24 protein-coding genes and 1 pseudogene are annotated in these 25,423 nt (G+C 64.2%); 14 read left to right on the top strand and 11 right to left on the bottom strand.

The genetic code is table 11. The features are described 5' to 3' along the window. Positions 1–129 precede the first annotated feature (129 nt). Complete coding sequence (locus tag NMB96_RS18820; RefSeq protein WP_023904201.1) at positions 130–912, top strand: nuclear transport factor 2 family protein; 783 nt, start codon at positions 130–132, stop codon at positions 910–912. Between the two features lie 88 nt (positions 913–1,000). On the opposite strand, the gene eutC is transcribed toward NMB96_RS18820, so the two are convergent. The 7 genes from eutC to NMB96_RS23620 form a co-directional block, all read right to left on the bottom strand. Continuing rightward, entirely contained in the window at positions 1,001–1,846 is an 846-nt protein-coding gene (gene eutC / locus NMB96_RS18815; RefSeq protein ID WP_023904200.1) for an ethanolamine ammonia-lyase subunit EutC, read from the bottom strand. Then, on the bottom strand, positions 1,843–3,252 hold the full coding sequence (locus tag NMB96_RS18810) for an ethanolamine ammonia-lyase subunit EutB (RefSeq protein WP_183086743.1): 1,410 nt from the start codon (positions 3,250–3,252) through the stop codon (positions 1,843–1,845). Before NMB96_RS18810 ends, eutC begins: the two co-directional genes overlap by 4 nt. After that, entirely contained in the window at positions 3,249–4,613 is a 1,365-nt protein-coding gene (gene eat, locus NMB96_RS18805) for an ethanolamine permease (RefSeq protein ID WP_023904198.1), read from the bottom strand. The genes NMB96_RS18810 and eat overlap by 4 nt, the downstream gene beginning before the upstream one ends. A 229-nt stretch (positions 4,614–4,842) precedes the next feature. Then, positions 4,843–5,682 (bottom strand): M23 family metallopeptidase, encoded by an 840-nt coding sequence (locus tag NMB96_RS18800; RefSeq protein WP_023904197.1) that lies wholly within the window; start codon positions 5,680–5,682, stop codon positions 4,843–4,845. Next, positions 5,682–7,031, bottom strand: coding sequence for a dihydroorotase (locus NMB96_RS18795; RefSeq protein ID WP_023904196.1), 1,350 nt, complete (start codon positions 7,029–7,031; stop codon positions 5,682–5,684). The genes NMB96_RS18800 and NMB96_RS18795 overlap by 1 nt, the downstream gene beginning before the upstream one ends. Continuing rightward, a complete protein-coding gene (gene yidD / locus NMB96_RS18790; RefSeq protein WP_043889253.1) occupies positions 7,028–7,321 on the bottom strand; it encodes a membrane protein insertion efficiency factor YidD in 294 nt (97 codons plus the stop codon). The genes NMB96_RS18795 and yidD overlap by 4 nt, the downstream gene beginning before the upstream one ends. Before the next feature lie 26 nt (positions 7,322–7,347). Further along, positions 7,348–7,974, bottom strand: coding sequence for a hypothetical protein (locus tag NMB96_RS23620; RefSeq protein WP_425520894.1), 627 nt, complete (start codon positions 7,972–7,974; stop codon positions 7,348–7,350). Between NMB96_RS23620 and dksA the strand changes: the two genes are divergently transcribed. Beyond that, positions 7,964–8,452 (top strand): RNA polymerase-binding protein DksA, encoded by a 489-nt coding sequence (gene dksA, locus NMB96_RS23615; RefSeq protein ID WP_369910408.1) that lies wholly within the window; start codon positions 7,964–7,966, stop codon positions 8,450–8,452. The genes NMB96_RS23620 and dksA overlap by 11 nt on opposite strands. A gap of 139 nt (positions 8,453–8,591) precedes the next feature. On the opposite strand, the gene NMB96_RS18780 is transcribed toward dksA, so the two are convergent. From NMB96_RS18780 to cysS, 3 genes are all read right to left on the bottom strand, one after another. Then, positions 8,592–9,845, bottom strand: a complete 1,254-nt coding sequence (locus NMB96_RS18780) for an MFS transporter (protein WP_074057389.1) — start codon at positions 9,843–9,845, stop codon at positions 8,592–8,594. Continuing rightward, on the bottom strand, positions 9,842–10,279 hold the full coding sequence (locus NMB96_RS18775; protein ID WP_104550734.1) for a SufE family protein: 438 nt from the start codon (positions 10,277–10,279) through the stop codon (positions 9,842–9,844). The genes NMB96_RS18780 and NMB96_RS18775 overlap by 4 nt, the downstream gene beginning before the upstream one ends. 256 nt (positions 10,280–10,535) lie before the next feature. Continuing rightward, positions 10,536–11,975, bottom strand: coding sequence for a cysteine--tRNA ligase (cysS, locus tag NMB96_RS18770; protein WP_255085402.1), 1,440 nt, complete (start codon positions 11,973–11,975; stop codon positions 10,536–10,538). Between the two features lie 199 nt (positions 11,976–12,174). On the opposite strand from cysS, the gene NMB96_RS18765 reads away from it, so the two are divergent. The 12 genes and pseudogenes from NMB96_RS18765 (at position 12,175) to NMB96_RS18710 (ending at position 24,252) form a co-directional block, all read left to right on the top strand. Beyond that, positions 12,175–12,675 (top strand): hypothetical protein, encoded by a 501-nt coding sequence (locus NMB96_RS18765; protein WP_043889250.1) that lies wholly within the window; start codon positions 12,175–12,177, stop codon positions 12,673–12,675. 313 nt (positions 12,676–12,988) lie between these two features. Next, a complete protein-coding gene (locus NMB96_RS18760) occupies positions 12,989–14,014 on the top strand; it encodes an N-acetylornithine carbamoyltransferase (protein ID WP_255085401.1) in 1,026 nt (341 codons plus the stop codon). A gap of 72 nt (positions 14,015–14,086) precedes the next feature. Further along, a complete protein-coding gene (locus NMB96_RS18755) occupies positions 14,087–15,331 on the top strand; it encodes an argininosuccinate synthase (RefSeq protein WP_255085400.1) in 1,245 nt (414 codons plus the stop codon). A gap of 221 nt (positions 15,332–15,552) precedes the next feature. After that, positions 15,553–16,653, top strand: coding sequence for an acetylornithine deacetylase (locus NMB96_RS18750; RefSeq protein WP_205394562.1), 1,101 nt, complete (start codon positions 15,553–15,555; stop codon positions 16,651–16,653). A gap of 74 nt (positions 16,654–16,727) precedes the next feature. Then, a complete protein-coding gene (locus NMB96_RS18745) occupies positions 16,728–18,071 on the top strand; it encodes an acetylglutamate kinase (RefSeq protein WP_255085399.1) in 1,344 nt (447 codons plus the stop codon). Between the two features lie 5 nt (positions 18,072–18,076). Further along, entirely contained in the window at positions 18,077–18,688 is a 612-nt protein-coding gene (locus NMB96_RS18740; protein WP_255085398.1) for a GNAT family N-acetyltransferase, read from the top strand. Continuing rightward, positions 18,685–19,632 carry an N-acetyl-gamma-glutamyl-phosphate reductase gene (gene argC / locus NMB96_RS18735; protein WP_255085397.1) on the top strand — a complete coding sequence of 316 codons (948 nt, stop codon included), beginning with the start codon at positions 18,685–18,687 and terminating at the stop codon, positions 19,630–19,632. The genes NMB96_RS18740 and argC overlap by 4 nt, the downstream gene beginning before the upstream one ends. A 127-nt stretch (positions 19,633–19,759) precedes the next feature. Then, positions 19,760–21,055: an argininosuccinate lyase gene (argH, locus tag NMB96_RS18730; protein WP_255085396.1), complete on the top strand. Its 1,296-nt coding sequence runs from the start codon at positions 19,760–19,762 to the stop codon at positions 21,053–21,055. Beyond that, positions 21,055–21,419 (top strand): annotated as a pseudogene (locus NMB96_RS18725) (cupin domain-containing protein). Before argH ends, NMB96_RS18725 begins: the two are co-directional and overlap by 1 nt. Further along, positions 21,419–21,679 (top strand): YciI family protein, encoded by a 261-nt coding sequence (locus NMB96_RS18720; RefSeq protein ID WP_255085395.1) that lies wholly within the window; start codon positions 21,419–21,421, stop codon positions 21,677–21,679. The pseudogene NMB96_RS18725 and the gene NMB96_RS18720 overlap by 1 nt, the downstream one beginning before the upstream one ends. Positions 21,680–21,692: 13 nt before the next feature. Continuing rightward, on the top strand, positions 21,693–22,847 hold the full coding sequence (gene proB, locus NMB96_RS18715) for a glutamate 5-kinase (protein WP_255085394.1): 1,155 nt from the start codon (positions 21,693–21,695) through the stop codon (positions 22,845–22,847). A 160-nt stretch (positions 22,848–23,007) separates the two neighbouring features. Further along, positions 23,008–24,252, top strand: a complete 1,245-nt coding sequence (locus NMB96_RS18710; protein WP_255085393.1) for a glutamate-5-semialdehyde dehydrogenase — start codon at positions 23,008–23,010, stop codon at positions 24,250–24,252. A 189-nt stretch (positions 24,253–24,441) separates the two neighbouring features. Here NMB96_RS18710 and NMB96_RS18705 read toward each other — a convergent pair whose 3' ends face one another. Then, positions 24,442–25,200, bottom strand: a complete 759-nt coding sequence (locus NMB96_RS18705; RefSeq protein WP_255085392.1) for a hypothetical protein — start codon at positions 25,198–25,200, stop codon at positions 24,442–24,444. Between the last annotated feature and the right edge of the window lie 223 nt (positions 25,201–25,423).

Here is a 25,423-nt window from a genome sequence, read left to right as displayed (position 1 = left end):
GGTGTCAGTGGCCGCGGTGGGCGTGTCCATCTGTAGCTGAGGGCGTCCCATGCGGCATGGTGACTTTCGGGTCGTGCCGCCAGATGACCGATGTTTTACTGTCGAATCTCAGGACAGTGGAAGGGGATGATGGGAATCAGCAAGCTGGCACTGGCTCTATCGGTCCTTGTTGCGTTCGATGCTTGCGGTGCGACTGCTCAACAGGACGAAGCCCAGGTGCGATCTGCCGACGCGGCGTTCTGGGAGGCCTACAACGCCTGCGATATGCAAGCCATTGCGGGTCTGCTCACGGCGAACGTGGAGTTCTATCACGACAAGACCGGGCTCACGACCTCGCGCGAGGCGGTCGTCGAGTCGTTGCGTCAGGGACCCTGCGCCGACGAAACCTTGCGTCTTCGACGTGAGGCGCTCAATGACAGCATCGCATTCCATCCGCTCAAGGACGGTTACGCAATGTTGTCGGGCCATCACCGCTTTTATGTGCAGGAACGTGACAAAGCGGAGCGATTGGACGGTCAAGCCGACTTCACCACGGTCTGGAAATTTGCCGATGGACGTTGGCGCATGCATCGCGTGCTCAGTTATGCGCATGGCCCCGTGCCGTATACGCCGCCACCAAGAACGACAACACTCCCGGTCACGGTGCTGCAGCGCTACGCAGGCCGTTATCGCTCGCCTCGCATCGGAATCATTCAGATCGCGGTCGCCGGCGATCATCTGACGCTCACCGCCGGCAGTTTCATCGCCACGCTCTATCCGCAATCCACCACGCGTTTCTTTGCGATGGAGCGCGATCTGCGCTTCGACTTCGAGACCAACGGCGACGGACTTTCCAAAACGTTGGTGGTGTATGAAAACGGCGTCGTCAGCGAACGTGCCATGCGCGAAGATCCTGCTGCGCGCGAAGAATGAGCACAGACATGCTTCGCCGGCTGCGTTCGAAAGTACTCAAGCGAATACATCGATGCAGGCAGGCCGCCATATCGCACGGGTCTCTGGCTCAGCTGCCCACAACGTCTGGCGGCAGACCATCCGGTAATAAAAACGTACGCGGCGCGGCATCTGGCGGGCCAGCCGAGGGTAGTGCCGGTTGCTCGGCTTCGTCCTTGAGTTGCACGCCGGATAGCTTGCGTCGAAACGCCTCGCGTAACAGGTACGCAAGTTTGTGCGTGGCTTCGGCGTAACTCAGCCCTTCGGCGCGGATATTGGAGATGCAATTACGCGCGGCGTCGGTCAGGCCGAGCCGTGGGGTGTAAGTCAGATACAGGCCCAGGCTGTCGGGCGAACTCAGTCCCGGCCGCTCGCCGATCAGCACGATCACTGCACGGGCCTTGAGCAATTCGCCGACCTCGTCGCCGATGGCCACACGCCCTTGCGCGATCAGCACCACCGGTGCCAACGACCAGCCCTCGTGTGCGGCCAAGCGATCGATATGTTCCAGCATCTGCGGGGCATTGCGGTGTACGGCCAGCGCCGAAAGCCCGTCCGCGACCACGACCGCCACGTCATGTCCACCGCCATGCACGGCGGTCAGACCACGCAGTTGCGTGGCGGCGTCGGCGGCCAGGCGCCGGCCCAGATCCGGGCGTTGCAGATACACATGCCGATCCGCCGCCGCGCTGTGCAGCAGCATGCTGGTACGCCCGCGCTGTTCGAGTTCGGCCTGCAACGGCGCCGGATCGAACGCCAGATGCACCGCATCGCGTGCCTGCGCATGCGCCAGCTGGAAATCCAGATGCGCAGCTGTCGGCAGGCTGGTGCCGACGCGCCCCAGCGCGATCCGTGCCGGCGTGAGGTGACGCAGCTGCGCCCAGGCATCGCGAGGTGGCGTCGTGGGGCTGCTCATTGCGCCGTGCCGCTGTTCAATTGCGCCAGCGCACGCCGGAACGGTGCCGGCACCTCGTTACCGAGTTCGAAGCGGCCATCGCGCAGGCGCAGGATGCCTTGCTGTTCCAGCCACTGTTCGAACTCGGGCGCAGCACGCAGGCCCAGTGCCTGGCGCGCATACAGCGCATCGTGGAACGAGGTGGTCTGGTAGTTGAGCATCACATCGTCCGAGCCGGGGATGCCCATGATGAAGTTGATGCCGGCGGTGCCGAGCAGGGTCAGCAGCACGTCCATGTCGTCCTGATCGGCTTCGGCATGGTTGGTGTAGCAGATGTCGCAGCCCATCGGGACGCCGAGCAACTTGCCGCAGAAATGATCCTCCAGCCCGGCGCGGATGATCTGCTTGCCGTCGTAGAGATACTCCGGGCCGATAAAGCCCACCACGGTATTCACCAGCAACGGTTTGAACTGCCGCGCCACTGCATACGCGCGCACCTCGCAGGTCTGCTGATCGACGCCATGATGCGCATTGGCCGACAATGCGCTGCCCTGGCCGGTTTCGAAATACATCACGTTGTCGCCCACGCTGCCACGGCGCAACGACAGACCCGCCTCGTAGCCTTCCTGCAGCAACGCAAGATTGATGCCGAAGCTGGTATTGGCCGCTTCGGTGCCGGCGATGGACTGGAACACCAGATCCACCGGCACGCCGCGTCCGATCGCCTCGATGGTGGTGGTGATGTGCGCCAGCACGCAGGACTGAGTGGGAATCTGGTAGCCGGCGATCACCGCATCGAGCATGCGCAACAATGCGGTGGTGGCGGCCAGGCTGTCGCTGGCCGGGTTGATGCCGATCACCGCATCGCCGTTGCCATACAACAAACCGTCGAGCACGCTGGCGGCAATGCCGGTGGCGTCGTCGGTGGGGTGGTTGGGTTGCAGGCGCGTCGACAAGCGTCCGCGTAATCCCAGCGTGTTGCGAAAGCGCGTGACCACGCGCGTTTTCTGCGCGACCAGAATCAGGTCCTGCACCCGCATCAGTTTGGACACCGCCGCCACCATCTCCGGTGTCAGTCCGGGCGCTAGTGCGGTGAGTGCCGCTTCGTCGGCCTGCGCACTCAACAGCCAATCGCGAAAGCCGCCGACGGTGAGATGCGCGACCGGGGCGAACGCGGTTGCATCGTGTTGGTCGACGATCAAGCGGGTGACTTCATCCGCTTCGTACGGCACCACCGCTTCATCCAGAAAATGGCGCAGCGGTAGGTCCGCCAGCGCCATCTGCGCAGCGACGCGCTGCAGACCGGAGTCAGCGGCGAGCCCGGCCAGTTGATCGCCCGAGCGTGCCGGCGTGGCCTTGGCCAGCAACGTTTTGAGATCGGCAAACTGGAAGCGCTCGCCGCCGGCGGTGAAGGCGAACCCACTCATCTGACAGTGCTCGCAGGTGTGTGTTGGCCGCGCAAGCTCAGCACGCAACACACCGCACCAAACAGCAGCAGGCCTACAAAGATCAGCGCCACGATCGGGTTGAACCACACCATCGCCACCAGGCACACCAGCGCCAGCAGCAGCGCAATCGCCGGCACCACCGGATAACCCGGTGCGCGAAAACTGCGCTCAAGCAATGGCTCGGCGCGGCGCAGTTTGAACAGGCTGAGCATGCTCATCAGATACATCACGATCGCGCCGAACACCGACATGGTGATCATCGCCGCGGTCAGCGACATGCCCTGGATCTTGACCACGCCATCGCTGCAGATCGCCGCGATGCCGATCGCGCCGCCAGCAAGAATCGCGCGATGCGGCGTGCGAAAGCGCGACAGTTTGGCCAGCCCGTGCGGCAAAAAACCCGCACGCGCCAATGCGAAGAATTGCCGCGAATAGCCCAGGATGATGCCGTGGAAACTGGCCACCAGACCGAACAGGCCGATCCACACCAGCATGTGCAGCCAGGTCGAGCTATTGCCGACCACCGCTTTCATTGCCTGCGGCAACGGGTCGTTGATGTTGGACAGCTGGCGCCAATCGCCGACGCCGCCGGCAAACACCATCGTTCCCAACGCCAGCACCACCAGCGTGAGGATGCCGGCGATGTAGGCGCGCGGGATCGTGCGCTTGGGATCCTTGGCTTCTTCGGCCGCCATCGCCGCGCCCTCGATCGCCAGAAAGAACCAGATCGCAAACGGAATCGCAGCGAAGATGCCGGAGATCGCCGCCGGGCCGAAGTCGTTGCTGCCGGCCCAACCGTTGGCGGCAAAGCGCGCGACGCTGAAACCCGGCGCCACCACACCCATGAACACCAGCAGTTCGATCACCGCCAGCAGAGTCACCACCAACTCGAAGGTGGCGGCGATCGCCACGCCGACGATGTTCAAGCTCATGAAGATCACATACGCCCCGATTGCGGCGATACGTGGGTCCAGGGTCGGAAACTGCACGTTGAGATAGGCGCCGATCGCCATCGCAATGGCCGGTGGCGCGAACACGAATTCGATCAGTGTGGCCAGGCCCGCCAGCATGCCGCCGTAGGTGCCGAACGCGCGCAGGCTATAGGCGAACGGCCCACCGGCGTTCGGGATGGCCGTGGTCAACTCGGTGAAGCTGAAGATGAAGCAGGTGTACATCACCGCCACCAGCACGGTGGTCACCAGAAATCCCAGGGTACCGGCGGTGCCCCAGCCGTAGCTCCAACCGAAATACTCGCCGGAAATCACCAGTCCCACGGCGATCCCCCACAGTTGCCAGGTGCCCAGTGTGGGTTTGAGTTGCTCGTTGCGCATGTCGCACATCTCCTGCGGTCGGGGGAGGGGAGATGAAGCACGTCCGACGCCGCAGCGATGGACTAACCGTCTGGCTCGATCGTCCGCTACGAAAGTGGCGAGGATCGAAGATCGACGGTCGTCCCGGTTATACCGCAAAGCCCCGCGACCAACACAGGCACAGCGGGTAGGCCGCAGAGAACAGGCCGCCACGCTAACGCAACCGGTGCCCGCTGTTTCATTTCGCTACCCAACGGCTCTATTTGTTGCGCTCAAGCACCAGCAACGGATCGATGCGCACATCGAACCAATTCATCCCCCAATGCAGATGCGGCCCGGTCGCGCGCCCGGTGGCGCCCACGGCAGCAATCACCTGACCCTGCTCCACGCGATCGCCCACTTTCACGTCGATGCGCGACAGGTGCAGAAAGTTGGAGCTCACCCCGAAGCCATGATCGAGCAGCACCGTGCCACCGGTCAGATACAGATCCGGCGCGGCGAAGGTGACCACGCCGGCGGCCGGCGCCTTGACCGGCGTGCCGGTGGGTACCGCGATATCCATGCCCGAATGACCGGCGCCGGGCTGACCGTTATAGACACGCGCATTGCCGAAGCGCCCGCTGATGCGGCCCTGCACCGGCCAGATGAAGGGCTGCGCGAAATCAGTACGCGCGTCGTCGCGATCGCGCGCAGCGGTGACCTGCGCTTGTTCGCGCTTGATCCGTTCGGCGATCGCCGCAGGCGGGTTGACGGTCTTGGGCGGCACGCCGTTGACGCGTTCCACCGGCCAATCGCGCGGCGTCACTGCGATGCTGGCAGTCTCCTTGCCGCCATCGGGCCGGGTGATCTGCACCTGCAAGGGGCCGGTGGCATCGCGGCCGATACCGAACACCACGCTGCCATAGCCGCTCACCCGCAACGTGCGGCCGGCGTACTGCACCTGGCTGCCTGCCGGCACCTTGCCGATCACCATCGCGCCTTGCGAGGCGCTTGGCGGAAACACCACATCCGCAGCGCTCGCAGATTGCGCAGCGGCATCACCCACAGCAAACGCGAGCGGCGCCAGCGCAAGCCAGGCGCCAAGCAGGGCTGCGCGCATCAGCGGTCGAAGGTCAGGCGCTGACCGGCGGCGCTACCGACCAACTGTTCGCCATCCCACACCTGCTGGCCGTTGACCCAGGTCGCGGCGATGCGCGAGCGGAAGGTGGTGCCTTCGAACGGCGACCAGCCGCACTTGGACAGCACCTGCTCGCGCTTCACGGTGAACGGGGTGTTGTCGATCATCACAAGATCGGCGAAATAGCCTTCGCGCAGAAAACCGCGCTCTTCCACATCGAACAACTGCGCCGGCGCATGCGCGAACTTCTGCACGATACGGGTGATCGGCAGCTTGCCTTCATGCACCAGCTCCAGCGCGGCGACCAGCGCGTACTGCACCAACGGCAGGCCCGACGGCGCCTGCGCGTAGGGCTTCTGCTTCTCTTCCCAGGTGTGCGGGGCGTGGTCGGTGGCAAGCACGTCGATGACGTCTTCGGCCAGCGCTTCGATCAGCGCCAGGCGGTCGTCGGCGTCCTTGATCGCGGGGTTGCACTTGATCAGGTTGCCCAGCCGCGCGTAATCGCTGCGGTCGAAGCGCAAAAAGTGGATGCAAGTCTCGGCGGTGATGCGCTTGCGCACTTTGCCGTCGGCGTCGACCAGCGGGCCGGCCTCGAACAGCGCCAGCTCGTCGGCAGTGGAGATATGCAGCACGTGCAGGCGCGTGTTGTGCTTGCGCGCCAACGACACCGCCAGCTGCGAGGACTTCAGGCAGGCCTCGCGCGAGCGGATGTCCGGGTGCATCTCCGGGGTCAATGCGTCGCCGTACTTTTCCTTGAACTGCGCCAGCGTCGCATCGATGGTCGGGGTGTCTTCACAGTGGGTGATGATCGGCGTGGGCGCGTCGCGGAAGATCGCATCCAGCGTTTCGGGGTTGTCGACCAGCATGTTGCCGGTGGAGGCGCCCATGAACACCTTGATGCCCGGCGCGGTCTTGGGATCCAGCGTCTGGATCGCGGCCAGATTGTCGTTGCTGGCGCCCATGTAGAAGCCGTAATTGGCCCAGGCGCGCCCGGCCGCAGCGTCGTACTTGGACTGCAGCGCAGCCGCATCCAGGGTCGGCGGATTGGTGTTGGGCATGTCCATGAAGCTGGTCAGGCCGCCGGCCACGGCAGCGCCGGATTCGGTGGCGATATCGCCCTTGTGGGTCAGCCCCGGCTCGCGGAAGTGCACCTGGTCGTCGATCATGCCCGGCAGCACCCAGCGCCCGGCCGCGTCCACCACCGTATCGCCTGCAGCCGGAGTGATCTTGTCGGCGATCTTGGCGATGCGGCCACCCTCGATCAGGAGATCGGCGTCGAACTCCTTGCCTTCATTGACCAGGCGGGCATTGACGATGACGGTTCGGCTCATGGGTGGGGTCCTTTGCAGCGGCAGGAAGTGGAAGAGGGCGAAGACGCGGACGTAGGCGCGTCGGGGACGGGATCGAACCCGCCCGGATGGAAAGGATGGCAACGGCCCAGCCGGCGTGCAGCCAGCCAGCAGCCGCGAAGCGGGCCAAAGCGGCCGATCGCGGTCATTGCATACTCCGAGCAACTGGGCGCAAACCGGCAGCGCGGCCCTAACAGAGGGCTAATGAATATTTTGTAGAAGCGCAGCAGCGCGATGAGCAGGCGTGAGATCACTTGCCAATGATATGCCACTTGGACTAATGGGTGGTTGCCGGGGGTCATTGGGGTAAGCTATAAAGGCCCGCTTTCCCGGGCCCCGGGGGAACCAAGGATGAGCGTTTCGTGGCTGCTAAAAAAACTGCAAACAAGGCCGTAGAGGCCGCCAAGAAGTCCGCCAAACCCGTTGCGAAGAAAGCGGCGGCGCCTGCCGCTGCAAAACCGGCTGCCAAGCAGGCGACGCCGGCCACCAAGCAACCTGTTGCCAAGAAGGCAGCTGTGACCAAGGCCGCTGCCAAGCCGGCGCCGGCCTCCAAGGCCGCAGTGCCCCAGCCCGCGGCTGTTAAACCTGTAAAACCGGCCGCCAAGAGTGCTGCAAAGCCGGCGGCAAACAAGGCAGCTCCGGCTGCCGCCAAACCGGCCGCCACGCCGGTGGCGCCCAAGTCCGTACCGAAGCCGGCTGCCAAGCCGACTCCGGCCAAGTCAGTCCCGGTCAAGGCTGAAAAGCCCGCGCCCGCACCGGCCCCCAAGGCCGTCCCTGCGAAGCCGGCAAAGCCTGCGACCCCGTCAGTTAAGAATCCCGTGCCCGTTTCGAAATCTTCAGCAAAAACACCAACCAAAACCGAAGCCCCCGCCAAGCCCGCCGCGACCCGTCCGGTCGGTAAGGTGGCCGTGGCCGTGACTGCCAAGTCGTCCAGCCCGACGCCCAAGACCAAGTACAAGGTGGTCGACTACAAGATCGACGAGACCACCGGTCGCCCGATCCTGCCGCAGGGCTACAAGCCTGCCGCGGACGAGGAGTACATGAGCAAGCTGCAGCAGGAGTACTTCCGTCAGCGTCTGCAGCGGTGGCGCAACGAGATGGTCGAGGAATCCAAGCAGACCATCGAGAACCTGCGCGAAGAAGTGCGCGATATCGGCGACGAAGCCGAGCGTGCCACCCGCGAGACCGAGAACTCGCTGGAACTGCGCGCCCGCGACCGTGCACGCAAGCTGATCTCCAAGATCGACAGCACGCTCAAGCGTCTGGAAGATGGCGACTACGGCTATTGCGTGGACACCGGCGAAGAGATCGGCCTGGACCGCCTGGAAGCGCGTCTGACCGCCGAGCGCACCATCGACGCGCAAGAGCGTTGGGAGCATCTGCAGAAGCAGCAGGGCGATTGATCGTTAAAATTGATCGCTCAGCAAGCGTCGAAGCCTCATTGGTCGACTAAAAAAACCCCGCCATGTGCGGGGTTTTTGATGCGTTAGGGGAATAGCGATGCCGGCTGCGTTCGCTACCGGCATCTCGCCATTGCGCACATCACTGCAAGTCGCGCAGATCCAGCTTGCGTAGCTTCGGCGCCTTCCACGCGGTGGTCGCAACCACGCCCAGCGTGACGCAGCCGCCGATCACCACCGCCGGCACCAGGCCGACCAGGCGCGCCATCACCCCGTCGTAGAACGCGCCCAGCTCGTTGGACGAGCCGATGAAGATGCCGTTGATCGACGACACCCGGCCGCGCATCGCATCGGGCGTGGCCAGCTGCAGGATGGTCTGACGCACCACCACCGAGACGCCGTCGCACATGCCGTAGACCAGCAGGATGGCCGCCGACAGCCAGAAATGCCGCGACAGGCCGAACGCGATCGTGCACAACCCGAAACCGGCCACCGACAGCATCAGGATGCGCCCGGCATTGCGCTGCAGCGGGTGCCGCGCCAGCCACACGCCGACCACGATCGAGCCCAGTGCCGGTGCACCGCGCAGGATGCCCAGGCCTTCCGGACCGTAGTGCAGGATGTCGTGGATGAAGGCGGGCAGCATCGACACTGCGCCACCCAGCAGTACCGAAAACATGTCCAGCGCCATCGCGCCCAGCATGATCTGGTTGGACAGCACGAATTGCGCACCTTCGGCGATGCTGCGAAAGATCGGCGCGCGCGGACCTTCGTTGACCGGCTCGCTGACGCGCAACAGGGCCAGCGCCAGGATCGCCACCAACGCCACACTCGCCGCAACGCCATAAGCCAGGCCCTTGCCGCCCCAGCCGACCAGCACGCCGCCCAGCGCCGGGCCGATGACCATGCCGGCCTGAAAAGTGACGCTGCCGATGCTAGCGCCGCGCGCGAAGGCCTCGCGCGGCAACGCGCGCGCGAACAAGGCGTTGTAAACCGGCGACAGGAACGAGCGCGCCGCACCGGTCAGTGCGATGGCCGCATAGATCGGCCACACGCCTTGTACCGGCAGCCAGCCATGCGTGATCGCCAACAGCAGTAGCGCAGTGGCGACCAGGCCCAGCACCGCGACCATGCCCAGACGGCGGCGCGGCAAGTGATCGACCAGATAACCGGCAAACGGCGCGATGCAGAAGAACGGCAGGATCTCCGCCAGCCCGATCAGCCCGAGCGAGAGCGGATTGCGGGTGATCTCGTAGATATGCCAACCGACCGTGACCGCGACGATCTGGTACGACAGCATCGCCGCCACGCGATACAGCAGCACCAGGCCGAAGCCGGGGTAGGCAAAAAGCGTGCGCAGCGAGGCGGCGGGCGAGGGAGGCGTGGGCGTGCTCACTGCTGGGCGCGGGCGGTGTCGCGAATGAAGGCCAGCATCGCCGCCACACCGTTGCTGCGGGTCGGCGACAGGTGCTTGGCCAGTCCAATCCCGGCGATATAGTCCGGCTCGGTGGCGATGATTTCCTGCGCGCTACGCCCCGAGTACACGCGCAAGGCGAGATAGATCAGCCCGGAGACGATCGCCGAATCGCTGACGGCGTGGAAGTCCAGCCGCTCGGCGTTGCCCTCCGGCACGATCCATACCATCGACTGGCAGCCATGCAGGCGGTGTTCTTCGGTCTTCCACTGTTCCGGGAAGGTGGGCAGTTTGCGGCCCAGGTCGATCAGGTACTGGTAGCGCTCGGACCAGTCGCTGAAGAAGGAAAATTCCTCGGCGATGGTGGCCTGTGCTTCGATGGCGGTGGGTTCGAGCGGGAAGGGGGTAGTGGTCATCTAAAATCCAGAATCAATTCTGTGAAAGCCCCTCTCCCTATGGGGCGAGAAGGCGCGGTTTGCGCGCCACTGGCGCGCGTGCCTTGGAGCGCCCGCGCCGCCCGCGCCGCCAGCGCGGGCCGGGGCGCGGAGCGGGGGTTGGGGTTGGGGTGAGGGTGCGGGCGGAGCCACGTGCATTAACTTCTTCTCATGTGGCTTCGCCCGTACCCTCATCCGGCGCTACGCGCCACCTTCTCCCGAAGGGAGAAGGGGAGAGTCATGCGCGCTTCCAGCGTACGCCTTGCGGGGTGTCTTCCAGCACGATGCCTTCGTCGGCCAGTTGCTTGCGGATGGCGTCGGCACGGGCGAAATCCTTGGCTTTCTTTGCCGCATTGCGCTCTTCGACCAGCGTGGTGATGCGCGCATCGTCGCCGGCATCGGTGCCGCGCGAGAACCATGCGGCCGGGTCCTGCTGCAGCAGGCCTAGCGCCAGGCCTGCGCCAAGCAGAACGGATTTGGCTCGGCGCAGCGCCGCAAGATGCTCGCCGCTTCGCTCGCTGTCCGGCCCGCCCGCCTGTGCGAAATCGTGCAGTGCCCGGCTGGCCTCCTTTGCAAGCTTCGCCAGTGCTGCAAGCGCCAGCGGCGTATTGAGGTCATCGTCCAGCGCAGATTCCACATCGCCAGGAATCGTGGTCGGCTGTGTGGGGCCGACGCCTGCATCGGTTTCCACAGCTGCCAGATCGCGCAACGTGCCATACAGCCGGTCCAGCGTGTTCTTGGCCTGCTCGATCAAGCCATCCGACCAGTCCAGCGGCTGCCGGTAATGCGCGCTCAGCAGGGCGTAGCGCAGCGCTTCGGGCGGGTGCCTGGCGATCAGGTCGTGCACGGTTTCGATGTTGCCCAGCGACTTGCTCATCTTGGCGCCGCTGAAATTGAGCATGCCGTTGTGCAGCCAGAACCGCGCAAAGGTGGCCCCGCCATGCGCGCACTCGCTCTGCGCGATCTCGTTCTCGTGATGCGGGAACTGCAGGTCCACGCCGCCGGCATGGATGTCGATGGTCGGGCCCAGGTGCGCGGCGGCCATCGCCGAGCATTCGATATGCCAGCCCGGGCGGCCACGGCCCCAGGGCGATTCCCAACCGGGCAGCTCGTCGCTGGAGGGTTTCCACAGCACGAAGTCGCCCGGGTCGCGCTTGTAGGGAGCCACATCCACGCGCGCGCCGGCCAGCATCTCGTCCGGGTCGCGACGCGAGAGCTTGCCGTAGTGTTCGAAGCTGGCCACCGCGAACAGCACGTGGCCTTCGGCGGCATAGGCATGCCCGTTGGCGATCAGCTGCTCGATCATCGCCACGATCTGCGGAATATGCGCGGTGGCTGCCGGCTCGATGTCCGGCGGCACCACGCCGAGCGCGGCCATGTCCTGGCGGTAGATCGCGGCGAAGCGATCGGTGATGGTCGAGATCGGCACGCCCTGCGCCTGGGCGGCGGCGTTGATCTTGTCGTCCACGTCGGTGATGTTGCGCGCGTAGCGCAGCGCGCCATAGCGCCGCCGCAGCAGTGCGGCCAGCACATCGAACACCACCGGGCCGCGGGCGTTGCCGATATGCGCGTAGTTGTAGACGGTGGGGCCGCACACATACAGGGTGGGGCTGGTGGGGTCGAGCGGCGCGAACGGCTCGACCCGCCGCGTCAGGTTGTTGTGCAGGCGCAGGATCATCGGCATCTGGAAAAGGGTAACTGCACGATTCTAGCCGGTCGCGGCGGCTAGGCGAACCAAACCCCCAGGCGATGGCATGTCACGGCCGGCACTCGCAATCGGATGGGTTGCGTTCAGCCCCGGAGATCGCAAGCTCCATACACTTACGTACTGCCTGGCGACGCCTTCTCTGGTACTGATGCGACCTTCCCTGTTCTTCATGCTGCTGTGTGTGTTTGCCTGGCAGGCACTGGCGGCGCATGCGGCAGAGCCTGACCCCAAGAACCGGGTCGTGGTGATCGAGAACGTGAAGCTGGATTACGCGCAGGTACTCAACGTGGAGCCGGTCTACCAGACCTTGCGCGCCACCCGTATCGAAGAACAGTGCGAGGCCGAGCAGATTGCGCCTGTCGCCGCTGCGCCTGCGGTAGACGACGAAGGCCGGATCAACCGGATGGTCGATTCGGTCAAGGAGATGTTCTCGCGCAGGCCCGAGCTGCCGTCTGCACCGGTGGCAGTGCCGCCGACCAGCACGCGGCGCAATTGCCGGGTGGTGGAAGTGCCGCGCGAGTTCCGGCGGCCGATCGCCTTCGATGTGGATTACGTCTACAAGGGCACCAAGTACCGTTCGCGGCTGCCGGAAGATCCGGGCAACCGGCTGCGTATCCGGGTCTCGGTGACTCCGTATATTCCCGACGCCATCGTCGCGCCGCCGCGATGACGCGCGCAGCGGTTGCGCCGTGCGCGCATGCATGCGAGGATTCGCGCCCTATGCACGCAAACGCCTTTCAGCACGACACCAGCGCCGCCCGGATGGCCTCCGGCATGACCTCGCGTGCCCGCCGACCGGAATCCCACATTTTCGCTGGGTGACCCGGGCGTTTTGCTGTCCGTTGTTGAAAACCCAGCCTCTAAGGCTGGGTTTTTTCGTTTCAGGCGTCATAAAAGTTTCAACCGCAAGAAACGCGCATGTCGCGCACCCCGTCGCTCCTGGCGGACCACGCAGCAGAAGCACGCAGCACAAGGATCGATCGATGTCACTGAAGCACTTCTTGAACACCCAGGACTGGAGCCGCGCCGAACTGGATGCGCTGTTGACCCAGGCCGCGTTGTTCAAACGTAACAAGCTGGGAAGCGAGCTGAAGGGCAAGTCGATCGCGCTGGTGTTCTTCAACCCGTCCATGCGTACTCGCACCAGCTTCGAGCTGGGCGCGTTCCAGCTGGGCGGGCATGCGGTGGTACTGCAGCCGGGCAAGGATGCCTGGCCGATCGAGTTCAACCTGGGCACGGTCATGGACGGCGACACCGAAGAGCACATCGCCGAAGTGGCGCGGGTGCTGGGCCGCTATGTCGACCTGATCGGCGTGCGTGCGTTTCCCAAGTTCGTCGACTGGTCCAAGGACCGCGAGGACCAGGTGCTCAAGAGCTTCGCCAAGTATTCGCCGGTGCCGGTGATCAACATGGAGACGATCACCCACCCGTGCCAGGAGCTGGCGCACGCGATGGCGCTGCAGGAACACTTCGGCACGCAGGATCTGCGCGGCAAGAAGTACGTGCTGACCTGGACCTATCACCCCAAGCCGTTGAACACCGCGGTGGCCAATTCCGCGTTGACGATCGCCACGCGCATGGGCATGGACGTGACCTTGTTGTGCCCGACGCCGGACTACATCCTGGACCCGCGCTACATGGACTGGGCGGCGCAGAACGTGGCCGAAAGCGGCGGCTCGCTGCAGGTGAGTCACGATATCGACAGCGCCTATGCCGGTGCCGACGTGGTGTATGCCAAGAGCTGGGGTGCGTTGCCGTTCTTCGGCAACTGGGAGCCGGAAAAGCCGATCCGCGACCAGTACCAGCATTTCATCGTCGACGAACGCAAGATGGCGCTGACCAACAACGGCGTGTTCTCGCACTGCCTGCCGCTGCGTCGCAACGTCAAGGCCACCGACGCGGTAATGGATTCGCCCAACTGCATCGCCATCGATGAAGCTGAGAATCGCCTGCATGTGCAGAAGGCGATCATGGCTGCCCTGGTGGGCCAGGGCAGCCGGGATTCGTGATTCGTGATCGGGGATTCGCAACGGCGAACCCCGCTCCCGATCCAACTTAGTCAACTTTCACAGAGAGCCCCCATGTCGCAGCAGACCGCTTCCACCAATCCCGAATCCCCACTCTCCAATCCCGGCACCAAGAAGGACATCGTCCTGGCGTTCTCCGGTGGCCTGGATACCAGCTTTTGCATTCCGTATCTGCAGGCGCAAGGCTATGCGGTGCACACCGTGTTTGCCGATACCGGCGGGGTGGATGCCGAGGAGCGTGATTTCATCGAAAAGCGTGCTGCCGAACTCGGCGCCGCCAGCCATGTCACCGTCGATGGCGGCCCGGCGATCTGGCAGGGCTTCGTCAAGCCGTTCGTGTGGGCGGGCGAGGGCTATCAGGGCCAGTACCCGTTGCTGGTGTCCGACCGTTACCTGATCGTGGATGCTGCGCTCAAGCGCGCCGAGGAACTGGGCACGCGCAGCATCGCGCATGGTTGCACCGGCATGGGTAACGACCAAGTGCGTTTCGATCTGGCAGTGAAGGCCTTGGGCGACTACCAGATCGTGGCGCCGATCCGTGAAATCCAGAAAGAGCACACCCAGACCCGCGCCTACGAGCAGAAGTATCTGGAAGAGCGCGGCTTCGGCGTGCGTGCCAAGCAGCAGGCCTACACCATCAACGAGAACCTGCTCGGGCTGACCATGTCCGGCGGCGAGATCGACCGTTGGGAAGCGCCGGGCGAGGGCGCGCGCGGCTGGTGTGCGCCGCGCAGCGAGTGGCCGGTGGAGCCGTTGAACGTCACCTTGAAGTTCGTCGAAGGCGAGGCGGTCGCGCTGGACGGCAAGGCATTGCCGGGCGAGCAGATTCTGGCCCAGCTCAACAAGCTGTTTGCGCCTTACGGCGTGGGCCGTGGCGTGTACACCGGCGATACCGTGATCGGCCTGAAGGGCCGCATCGTGTTCGAAGCGCCCGGCCTGATTTCGCTGCTCACCGCGCACCGCGCGCTGGAAGACGCGGTGCTGACCAAGCAGCAGAACCGCTTCAAGCCGGACGTGGCGCGCAAGTGGGTGGAGCTGGTGTACGAGGGCTTCTATCACGACCCGCTCAAGACCGACATCGAGGCGTTCTTGCAGTCCTCGCAGTCCAAGGTCAACGGCGAAGTCACGCTGGAAACCCGCGGTGGCCGCGTCGATGCGGTGGCGGTGCGCTCGCCGCATCTGCTCAACACCAAGGGCGCGACGTACGCACAGTCGGCCGACTGGGGTGTGGAAGAAGCAGAGGGCTTCATCAAGCTGTTCGGGATGAGCTCGACGTTGTATGCGCAGGTGAATCGCTGAGGATCTAAAGCCCCTCTCCCGTCGGGAGAGGGGTTGGGGTGAGGGTACGGAGCGAAGCTCTCGCAATGTTCAGTGCACGAGGCTTCGCCCGCACCCTCATCCGCCCCTTTGGGGCACCTTCTCCCGGTGGGAGAAGGGTGGCTTCGACGAGATTTATGAGCTGTTTGCGCACCTTCCTTACTTCCGTTTAGCCGCTGCTTCGGACCTTTGATCGAACCAACATGACCGATCTACTCGCATCCACCCTCAAACACCTGGAAACGCTGGTGTCCTTCGACACCCGCAATCCGCCGCGTGCGATCGCTGCCGAGGGCGGCATCTTCGATTACTTGCGTGCGCAGTTGCCTGGTTTCCAGGTTGAGGTGATCGACCACGGTGCCGGCGCGGTGAGCCTGTATGCGGTGCGTGGAAAGCCCAACTACCTGTTCAACGTGCATCTGGACACGGTGCCGGATTCGCCGCACTGGAGTGCCGATCCGCACGTGATGCGGCGCACCGACGATCGTGTGATCGGGCTGGGTGTCTGCGATATCAAAGGTGCGGCGGCGGCGCTGGTGGCGGCGGCCAATGCCGGGCAGGGCGACGCGGCATTCCTGTTTTCCTCCGACGAAGAAGCCAACGACCCGCGCTGCATCGCCGCGTTTCTGGCGCGTGGATTGCCGTATGAAGCGGTGCTGGTGGCCGAGCCGACCATGAGCGAGGCGGTGCTGGCGCATCGCGGCATCAGCTCGGTACTGATGCGGTTTGCCGGGCGTGCCGGGCATGCGTCGGGCAAGCAGGATCCGTCGGCAAGTGCCTTGCATCAGGCGATGCGCTGGGGCGGCAGGGCGCTGGATCATGTCGAGTCGCTGGCGCATGCGCGCTTCGGTGGCTTGACTGGATTGCGCTTCAACATCGGTCGCGTCGATGGCGGCATCAAGGCCAACATGATCGCGCCGGCAGCCGAAGTGCGTTTTGGCTTCCGTCCGCTGCCGTCGATGGACGTGGATGGATTGCTGGCCACCTTCGCCGGATTTGCCGAGCCGGCTGCAGCGCAGTTCGAAGAAACCTTTCGCGGGCCGAGCCTGCCGTCTGGCGATATCGCGCGTGCAGAAGAACGCCGGCTGGCCGCGCGCGATGTGGCCGATGCGCTGGATCTGCCGATCGGCAATGCGGTGGACTTCTGGACCGAGGCCTCGCTGTTTTCCGCTGGCGGTTACACCGCGTTGGTGTACGGCCCCGGCGATATCGCACAGGCACATACCGCCGACGAGTTCGTGACGCTTGCGCAGTTGCAGCGTTATGCCGAGTCGGTCCACCGCATCATCAACGGCGCGCACTGACCGCTTTCACTAACGGCTCGTACTAAAGCCGCATTCCGCGCCTGGCGCGGCCATTCCTCTTTTCGATCACGGCAATGTCCCTCTCCGCACAGCCCCACAAACAGACCCGCCAGACCATCGTGCGCCTGCTTTCGAGCATGGCCAGCGCCAAGGAAATCAGCCAGTACCTCAAGCGTTTTTCGCAGCTGGATGCCAAACGCTTTGCGGTGGTCAAGGTGGGCGGCGCGGTGCTGCGCGACGATCTGGACGCGCTGACCTCGTCGCTGTCGTTCCTGCAGGAAGTGGGGCTGACCCCGATCGTGCTGCATGGTGCCGGCCCGCAGCTGGATGCCGAACTCTCGGCGGCCGGCATCGAGAAGCGCACCGTCAATGGACTGCGGGTGACCTCGCCTGAAGCCCTGGCGATCGTGCGCAAGGTGTTCCAGGCCTCCAACCTCAAGCTGGTCGAAGCGCTGCAGCAGAACGGTGCGCGTGCGACCTCGATCACCGGCGGCGTGTTCGAAGCCGAGTATCTGGACCGCGACACCTATGGCCTGGTCGGTGAGGTCAAGGCGGTGAATCTGGCGCCGATCGAAGCCAGCCTGCAGGCTGGCTCGATCCCGGTGATCACCAGCCTAGGCGAGACGCCGAGCGGGCAGATCCTCAACGTCAACGCAGATTTTGCTGCAAACGAACTGGTGCAGGAACTGCAGCCATACAAGATCATCTTCCTCACCGGCACCGGCGGCTTGCTGGATCCCGACGGCAAGGTGATCGATTCGATCAACCTGTCCACCGAGTTCGATCACCTGATGCAGCAGCCGTGGATCAATGGCGGCATGCGGGTCAAGATCGAGCAGATCAAGGACTTGCTCGATCGTCTGCCGTTGGAATCGTCGGTGTCGATCACCCGGCCGGCAGATCTGGCCAAGGAGCTGTTCACGCATAAAGGCTCGGGCACGCTGGTGCGGCGTGGCGAGCGCGTATTGCGCGCGACCTCGTGGGACGAACTGGATCTGCCGCGCCTCACCTCGCTGATCGAATCCAGCTTCGGCCGTACGCTGGTGCCCGATTACTTCAGCAACACCAAGCTGCTGCGTGCCTATGTCAGCGAGAACTATCGCGCCGCGGTGATCCTCACCGATGAGGGCATGCTGGGTGCAAGCGCGCTGATTTATCTGGACAAGTTTGCCGTGCTCGACGATGCGCAAGGCGAGGGCCTGGGCCGCGCGGTGTGGAATGTGATGCGCGAAGAAACCCCGCAGCTGTTCTGGCGCTCGCGTCATAACAACCAGGTCAACATTTTCTATTACGCCGAGGCCGACGGCTGCATCAAGCAGGAAAAGTGGAAGGTGTTCTGGTACGGGCTGGAAAACTTCGAGCAGATCCAGCATTGCGTGGCGCATTGCGCGATGCGTCAGCCGACGCTGCTGGGCTGAGTACGATGGCCCCCATCCCCTTGCAACCGCGCTGGCGCGATTTGCCCACACTACGCGGCCAACACGCAACGCTGGAACCGCTGCAAGCTGCGCATGCCGACGGTCTGCGTAATGCGCTGGGCGACGGTGGCTTGTCGCGGCTGTGGTACACCGGCGTGCCGGCACCGGCGCAGGTGGACGACTACGTTGCTGCAGCCTTGGCTGCGCAAACCGACAGGCTGGTGCTGCCTTACGTGGTACGTGATGCGGCCGGCGAGATCGTCGGCTGCACGCGCTATTACGGGCTGGATGCGACCGTGCCCAAGCTGTCGATCGGCTACACCTGGTACGCGCCGCGCGTGCAGCGCAGCGGCGTCAATACCGACACCAAGCTGCTGCTGTTGCAGCATGCCTTCGAAATGCTGGGCTGTTTGAGCGTGGTCTTCGAAACCAGTTGGTTCAATCACACCTCGCGCGCGGCAATCGCGCGGCTCGGGGCCAAGCAGGACGGCGTGCTGCGCAACCACACCCGCCATGCCGACGGCACGCCGCGCGATACCGTAGTGTTCTCCATCATCGATACGGAATGGGCCGGGGTGAAACGCCACCTGCAGTTCCGCCTGGAAGCAAACGCATGACTGTTAAAACAAGCATCGGCATTGTCGGCGCCCGCGGGCATACCGGTTCGGAATTGATCAAGCTGGTGACGGCGCATCCGCACCTGCGGCTGGTGTTCGTGTCCTCGCGCGAACTGGCCGGGCAAGCTGTGGCCGGCCACAACGATGCCTATCAGGGCGAGTTGCGTTACGAGAGCCTGGATGCCGATGCGGTGGCCGCCAAGGCCGCCGATGTGGTGATCCTGGCGCTGCCCAACGGCAAGGCAGAGCCGTTCGTGGCAGCGATCGATGCGGCCAGACCGCAGACGCTGTTGATCGACCTGTCGGCCGATTACCGCTTCGATCCGGCCTGGTATTACGGGCTGCCGGAGTTGACGCGAGGAAAGTACGCCGGGCAGAAGCGCATCAGCAACCCGGGCTGCTACGCCACCGCAATGCAGCTGACGATCGCGCCGCTGCTCGATCAACTGGCCGGCCCGCCGCAGTGCTTTGGCGTCTCCGGCTATTCCGGCGCAGGTACCACGCCCTCGGACAAGAACAACCCCGCGCTGCTGGCCGATAACCTGATGCCGTATGCGCTGACCAACCACATGCACGAGCGCGAGGTCTCTGCGCAGCTCGGCGTGCCGGTGGAGTTCATGCCGCATGTGGCGCCGCATTTCCGCGGCCTCACCATGACCGTCAACCTGTGGCTGCAGCAACCGCTCACACGCGAGCAGATCCAGGCGCGCTACGCGCAGCGTTATGCCGACGAGCCGCTGATCGAGATTGTCGATGAGGCGCCGTGGGTCAGCCGCATCGCCGGCAAGCACGGTGTGCAGATCGGTGGCGTGACATTGGCGCCGGGCAACAAGCGCGTGGTGGTGGTGGCAACGCTGGACAACCTGCTCAAGGGCGCGGCCACGCAGGCGATGCAGAACCTCAACCTGGCGTTTGGCTGGGACGAATTGACTGCGATTCGTTGATGCGCGTCCCTCGCAAGAGCCCGCACATCCATCATGTGCGGGGATTAAAAGACGCGAGTCCCTCGCAGAAGCCCGCACATCCATGTGCGGAGATTCAACTGGACGACCTATTTCGAGACGCTTTCCAATGACCAATCTGTTGTGGCAAAAACCCGGTGTGGCAGTGGACGCCAAGATCCAGCGCTTCCTGGCCGGCGACGACGTCATCCTGGACCGCGAGTTTTTCCTGTACGACATCGCTGCCAGCAAGGCGCATGCGCAGGGGCTGCAGCACATCGGCATCCTGTCGCTGCAGGAACTGGGCGGGCTGAGCGAGCAACTGGATCTGCTGGCCGATGATTTCCGCAGCGGCGCGTTCGTGCTCGATGCGCAATACGAAGATTGCCATTCGGCGATCGAGGCGCGCCTGACCGAGCGCCTGGGCGATGCCGGCCGCAAGATCCACACCGGACGCAGCCGTAATGACCAGATTCTGGTCGCCACGCGGCTATGGTTGAAGGACAAGCTGCAACGTGTGGCCGAGCTCAGCGCGGAGATCGCCAAGGTGGCGCTGGACCGCGCGCAGGCCGAAGCCGACCTGCCGGTGCCGGGCTATACGCATATCCAGCGTGCGGTGGTGTCGTCGGCCGGCATGTGGTGGGCAGGCTGGGCAGAAGCCTTTATCGACAATGCACTGCGCGCAACCGACACCTTGCGGTTGGTGGACAGCAATCCGCTCGGCACTGCGGCCGGTTACGGCGTCAATCTGCCACTGGACCGTGCGCATACCACCGCCGAGCTCGGCTTTGCGCGCCTGCAGGTCTCGCCGATCTACGCACAGCTCTCGCGCGGCAAGTACGAACTGGCTGCACTCGAAGCGCTTGGCAGCGCCACCCTGGACTTGCGGCGTATTGCCTGGGATCTGTCGTTGTTCACCAGCGGCGAATTCGCTTTCGTCGCGTTGCCGGCGCAATACACCACCGGCAGCTCGATCATGCCGAACAAGCGCAATCCTGACGTCATCGAACTGATGCGTGCCACCCATGCCAGCATCGCGGCGGCGCGGACCGAAATCGAACAGTTGTTGTCCCTGCCGTCCGGTTATCACCGTGATCTGCAGAGCAGCAAGGGCGCGATCGTGCATGGCTTCGGGCGCGGCCTGGCCGCGCTCGAACTGCTGCCGGCGTTGCTGGCCAATCTGGAATGGCGCCCGGACAAGCTGCGCGCGGCGATCGATTCGGGCATGTACGCCACCGATGTGGCGGTGGAAGCGGCCGTGGCCGGTGTGCCGTTCCGCGAGGCCTACAAGGCGGCAGCGGAAGCCTCCGACACTGCAGGGCAGGGGCGCACGCCGGAAGGCAGCCTGGCCGCACGCGTCTCGCCAGGCGCCGCCGCGGATCTGCAGCTGGATGTCTTGCGTGCCCGTTGGGAGGCGCTGCGCTGATGGCCGTGATCAGTATCGAGACCGCAGAACACTATCCCTGGGGCGAAGCCTGCGAAGGCTGGCATCTGTTGCGCGACCCCAGCTTGAGCGTGCTCGAGGAACGCATGCCGCCAGGCGTTGCGGAGTCGCGTCATCGGCATAGTCGCGCACGCCATTTTTCTATGTGCTGGCCGGCGAAGTGATGCTGCAACTGGATGGCGCGCAGCACGTGCTCGGGGTCGGGCAGGGCCTGGACGTGCCGCCTGGCACCACGCACCAGATGCACAATCTGTCCGATGTCGAGGCGCGCTTTCTGGTGATCTCGGCACCGCATGGTCGCGACGATCGTGCACCCACGACAGCACGCGCGAAGGACGTCAGCTGATGACTACGCGCTATCTGGTGCTGGCGATGCGCAAGCCGGATTTTCCCGCCGATGTGGTGCAGCCGCATCTGGATTTTCTCGCTGCATTGCGTGCGGCCGGGCAGCTCGAAATGACCGGTGGTTTCGGCGATCGCACCGGCGGTGCGTATGTGTTGGTCAATCTGGGCAGTCTGGAGGAGGCGCAGCAGATCGTTGCGCGTGATCCCTTGGTGCTGCGCGATGCCTCGACGCTGACCGTGTATGAGTGGAACACGCACTGAGCGTCTGGCTGCCATGACAACCCCTGCCGACATGCCGTCGTTATTTACCGAGCAGCCGTTGCCGCCATGGCGGCGCGCGGTGCTCAAGGTCGGCAGCAGCCTGTTGGCCGCCGATGGTGGTGGCCTGTCGCCGCGCTTTGCGTTGGGCCTGGCGCAGTTCGTCTCGGCCAACCTGGCCGCAGGGCGCGAGCTGGTGATCGTCTCTTCCGGTGCGGTGGCGGCAGGCCGTGCGATCCTGCCGAAAGCCGCCGAAGCCGGTGCACCGATCGCCGCGCGCCAGGCCCTGGCGGCGCTCGGTCAGGCGCAATTGATCGCGCTGTGGCAGCGCTTTTTCGAACGTCCGGTGGCGCAGGTACTGCTCACCCACGACGACCTGCGTAACCGCCGCCGGTATCTCAATGCGCGCGCCACCCTGGGCGAGTTGTTGCGGCTGGGTGCGTTGCCGGTGATCAACGAGAACGACACCGTCTCGGTGGACGAGCTCAAGCTGGGTGATAACGACAATCTCGCCGCGATCGTGGCCGCGCTGGTCGATGCCGATGCGTTGTTCATCGCCACCGATATCGATGGCTTGTACAGCGCCGACCCGCGCAGCAATCCGTTGGCGCGTCCGCTCGACGATGTGCCTGAGCTCACTGCCGAGGTGCTGGCAATGGCCGGCGGCAGCGGCAGCAGCGTGGGTACCGGCGGCATGCGCACCAAGCTGGAAGCCGCCGCAAAAGCCGGTGCTGCCGGCATCGAAACCTATCTGTTCAACGGCCGCAGCAGCGAGGTGGTGCGCGGGCTTGCGCAGGATCGCCTGCGCGGCACGCGCATCCACCCCGCACGCACGCGCATTGCCGCCCGCAAGTACTGGCTGCGCCACGCACCGGTGGAGCCGGGCGCGATCCTGATCGATGCCGGTGCCGCGGCGGCGCTGACCGGAAAGGGCGCATCGCTGCTACCGGGCGGTGTGGCCAGCGCGCAAGGCGACTTCCGGCGCGGCGACATGGTGGAGATCCGCCTGCGCGACGCCGATGGCGAACGCTGCCTGGCACGCGGCGTCAGCCAGTATTCGGCAGTGGATATCCGCCGCATCGCCGGACGCCATTCGCGCGAGATCGAAACCGTGCTCGGTTACAGCTATGGCGAGAATGTGGTGCATCGCGATGATCTGGTGCTGTTGTAGCGGGGATTGGGGAGTCGGGATTGGGGATTCGCAAACGCATGTGCATTGCGTTTCCCAAACGCCGCCTCCGCGTCCCAGTGACTGATTGCTTTCTGGTGGTAAAACGATACGGATTGCTTTTGCCAATCCCCAATCCCGACTCCCCAATCCCGGCCCCCAAATGACCATCAAAACCCTCGCCCTGCAATGCCGTGATGCTGCGCACGTGCTGTCGCAACTGTCGTCGTCTGCCAAGCAGGCCTTGCTGGAGGCGATGGCCGCTGCGCTGGAGCACGATGCGGCGGTGATCCTGGCGGCGAATGCGCGCGATCTGGAGGCGGCGCGGGAGAAGGGCGTGGGTGCTGCGATGCTCGATCGTCTGGCGTTGGACACAAAGCGCCTGGCCGGCATCGCCGCCGCATTGCGCGAGGTCGCGCAGCTGCCCGATCCGGTCGGGCAGATCACGCGCGAAGACGTGCGCCCCAATGGCATCGTCGTGCAGAAGGTGCGCGTGCCGCTCGGCGTGATCGCGATGATCTACGAGGCGCGCCCGAACGTGACCGCCGACGCCGCAGCGCTGTGCATCAAGGCCGGCAACGGTGTGATCCTGCGTGGCGGCTCGGAGGCGATTCACTCCAACACCGCGATTGCGCGCGCACTGCAGCGCGCATTGCGTGAGGCCAATGTGCCCGAGGCCGCGTTGACGCTGGTCGAGGATCTGCGCCGCGAGACCATGCTGGAGCTGCTGCAGCTCAGCGATATCGTCGACCTGGCGATTCCGCGCGGCGGCGAAGGCCTGATCCGTTTTGTTGCCGAACACGCGCGCGTGCCGGTGATCAAGCATTACAAGGGCGTGTGCCATCTGTTCGTGGATGCCTCCGCCGACGTGGACCTGGCCTTGCGTCTGTTGGTCGATGGCAAGGCCAGCCGACCGTCGGCCTGCAATTCGCTGGAGACCTTGCTGGTGCATGCAGACATCGCCGAGCGTTTTCTGCCGGCCGCCGCGCAAGCGCTGCGCGAACGTAAGGTGGAGTTGCGGGGCGATGCGGCAACGCGTGCATTGCTGCCCGATATCGCGCCTGCCAGCGATGACGACTATGCCGCTGAATTCCTCGATCTGATCCTGGCGATCCGCGTGGTGCCGGATCTGGACACCGCGCTGGCGCATATCCGCCACTACGGCTCGGACCACACCGAGGTCATCGCCACGCAGAGCACAGCCAATGCCGAACACTTCGTGCAATCGCTGCGCTCGGCCGTGGTCATGGTCAACGCGTCCTCGCGTTTTTCCGACGGTGGCGAGCTTGGCCTGGGCGCCGAAATCGGCATCTCCACCACGCGTCTGCATTCCTACGGCCCGATGGGCCTGGAAGCGCTCACGGTGGAGCGCTTCGTGGTGCGTGGCGAGGGCCAGGTGCGGCACTGATATACACCTCGTGCCGACCAAACTTCCTTGTGGCGGCACCCTCGGCGACCCTCCGGGGAACGCAAGCCACGATGTGCGTGCGTACCAATGCCATGCCGCTGTAAAGGCGAGCCACCTTTTGCTTGCAGCGGGTAAGGGCACCGCATCCGGATGTCGTATTTTCAGTCGTTCTTGGAGGTAGTGGGGGGATCAATAAGCGATCTTTTTTCCGCCCAGCACCGCATCAATCCAATTGGGGTCTGTCGGTGAGGTAAAACCACTCGTGGTATATGCAATCTGCTTGCCGTCGCGCTCCCATTTGTGCATCTTCTCGACGAACTGGTGTGGGTAGTCATTGGCGCGGCAAGCGATTTTGCACCACGGGTCGCAGATATAGATTTCCGAATCCCATTGGGTCATGTCTGCGGGCAGTTCACCTGAAGGCGCACCGATCATGGCAACGCCATGGCTTTCGCCGAAATGGCCCATCCTTGCAGTATATCCGCAGTCTTGCAGGAGGTGCGTCGCGAGCCGAGACAGCTCTTCGCAGTTGTGTGCTCTTCCGCTCATTGCCACGCCGATGACATCCTCGTCCTCGTATTGCTGCTTACGCATCCTGACGATTTCTTCCTGTGCGTCCATCAGTCGGAACACTTCATCATCTCCGCGACTGAGCCGCATCTTGTTTCCCGACTTAAGGTTGGGGTCATAGTAGTATTTGCGTACCTTAAGCAGCACTGTGCTAACTGCATCTTGCATAGGAGATGTGGCGCTCTGGCTGGGAGACGTGCCGGATGCAGAAGGGCGGCTGCGATTCAGGTCACGCAAGCCGCTCAACTGGGCGCCGGTCTGGTCGATGTTTCCCGCGCCTTGCGCGCTGCTGCCCGTGTGTTGTGAGGTGGCTTGGGCGTCGCCGGTGTAGGTAATTCTTTCCGAATGCCCCCGGTTGACTGATCCACAAAGGCCCATGGTTTATCTCCTCAATCATTGGATGTGGGCGATATGTTGTGAGTGGATGCATGTCGAGGCAACATCAAAGACGAAGCGATCACTGGATAGGCGAATCGCTTTCGTCTGCGCCGAATCAGTTTCTATACGAACGTCGGTCCCGGCGCGCAGTCTGATCGAGAAGGCGCATTGAAATAGCGTTGGTTGGATGGTCTTAATGAAGTCTCACATCAAGCGCGTTAGT

The organism is Xanthomonas hortorum (genome assembly GCF_024339125.1).
GTDB classification, from domain to species: Bacteria; Pseudomonadota; Gammaproteobacteria; order Xanthomonadales; family Xanthomonadaceae; genus Xanthomonas; species Xanthomonas hortorum.
Note: the sequence above shows the minus strand (reverse complement) of the source record. Positions and strands in the feature narration are given on the sequence as shown.

Excerpts from the sequence above, each read along its gene's own strand:
- NMB96_RS18820 (WP_023904201.1), top strand. The coding sequence starts at position 130 with ATGGGAATCAGCAAGCTGGCACTGGCTCTATCGGTCCTTGTTGCGTTC.
- eutC (WP_023904200.1), bottom strand. The coding sequence starts at position 1,846 with ATGAGCAGCCCCACGACGCCACCTCGCGATGCCTGGGCGCAGCTGCGT.
- NMB96_RS18810 (WP_183086743.1), bottom strand. The coding sequence starts at position 3,252 with ATGAGTGGGTTCGCCTTCACCGCCGGCGGCGAGCGCTTCCAGTTTGCC.
- eat (WP_023904198.1), bottom strand. The coding sequence starts at position 4,613 with ATGTGCGACATGCGCAACGAGCAACTCAAACCCACACTGGGCACCTGG.
- NMB96_RS18800 (WP_023904197.1), bottom strand. The coding sequence starts at position 5,682 with ATGCGCGCAGCCCTGCTTGGCGCCTGGCTTGCGCTGGCGCCGCTCGCG.
- NMB96_RS18795 (WP_023904196.1), bottom strand. The coding sequence starts at position 7,031 with ATGAGCCGAACCGTCATCGTCAATGCCCGCCTGGTCAATGAAGGCAAG.
- NMB96_RS18775 (WP_104550734.1), bottom strand. The coding sequence starts at position 10,279 with ATGACCACTACCCCCTTCCCGCTCGAACCCACCGCCATCGAAGCACAG.
- cysS (WP_255085402.1), bottom strand. The coding sequence starts at position 11,975 with ATGATCCTGCGCCTGCACAACAACCTGACGCGGCGGGTCGAGCCGTTC.
- NMB96_RS18765 (WP_043889250.1), top strand. The coding sequence starts at position 12,175 with ATGCTGCTGTGTGTGTTTGCCTGGCAGGCACTGGCGGCGCATGCGGCA.
- NMB96_RS18760 (WP_255085401.1), top strand. The coding sequence starts at position 12,989 with ATGTCACTGAAGCACTTCTTGAACACCCAGGACTGGAGCCGCGCCGAA.
- NMB96_RS18755 (WP_255085400.1), top strand. The coding sequence starts at position 14,087 with ATGTCGCAGCAGACCGCTTCCACCAATCCCGAATCCCCACTCTCCAAT.
- NMB96_RS18750 (WP_205394562.1), top strand. The coding sequence starts at position 15,553 with ATGACCGATCTACTCGCATCCACCCTCAAACACCTGGAAACGCTGGTG.
- NMB96_RS18745 (WP_255085399.1), top strand. The coding sequence starts at position 16,728 with ATGTCCCTCTCCGCACAGCCCCACAAACAGACCCGCCAGACCATCGTG.
- NMB96_RS18740 (WP_255085398.1), top strand. The coding sequence starts at position 18,077 with ATGGCCCCCATCCCCTTGCAACCGCGCTGGCGCGATTTGCCCACACTA.
- argC (WP_255085397.1), top strand. The coding sequence starts at position 18,685 with ATGACTGTTAAAACAAGCATCGGCATTGTCGGCGCCCGCGGGCATACC.
- argH (WP_255085396.1), top strand. The coding sequence starts at position 19,760 with ATGACCAATCTGTTGTGGCAAAAACCCGGTGTGGCAGTGGACGCCAAG.
- NMB96_RS18720 (WP_255085395.1), top strand. The coding sequence starts at position 21,419 with ATGACTACGCGCTATCTGGTGCTGGCGATGCGCAAGCCGGATTTTCCC.
- proB (WP_255085394.1), top strand. The coding sequence starts at position 21,693 with ATGACAACCCCTGCCGACATGCCGTCGTTATTTACCGAGCAGCCGTTG.
- NMB96_RS18710 (WP_255085393.1), top strand. The coding sequence starts at position 23,008 with ATGACCATCAAAACCCTCGCCCTGCAATGCCGTGATGCTGCGCACGTG.
- NMB96_RS18705 (WP_255085392.1), bottom strand. The coding sequence starts at position 25,200 with ATGGGCCTTTGTGGATCAGTCAACCGGGGGCATTCGGAAAGAATTACC.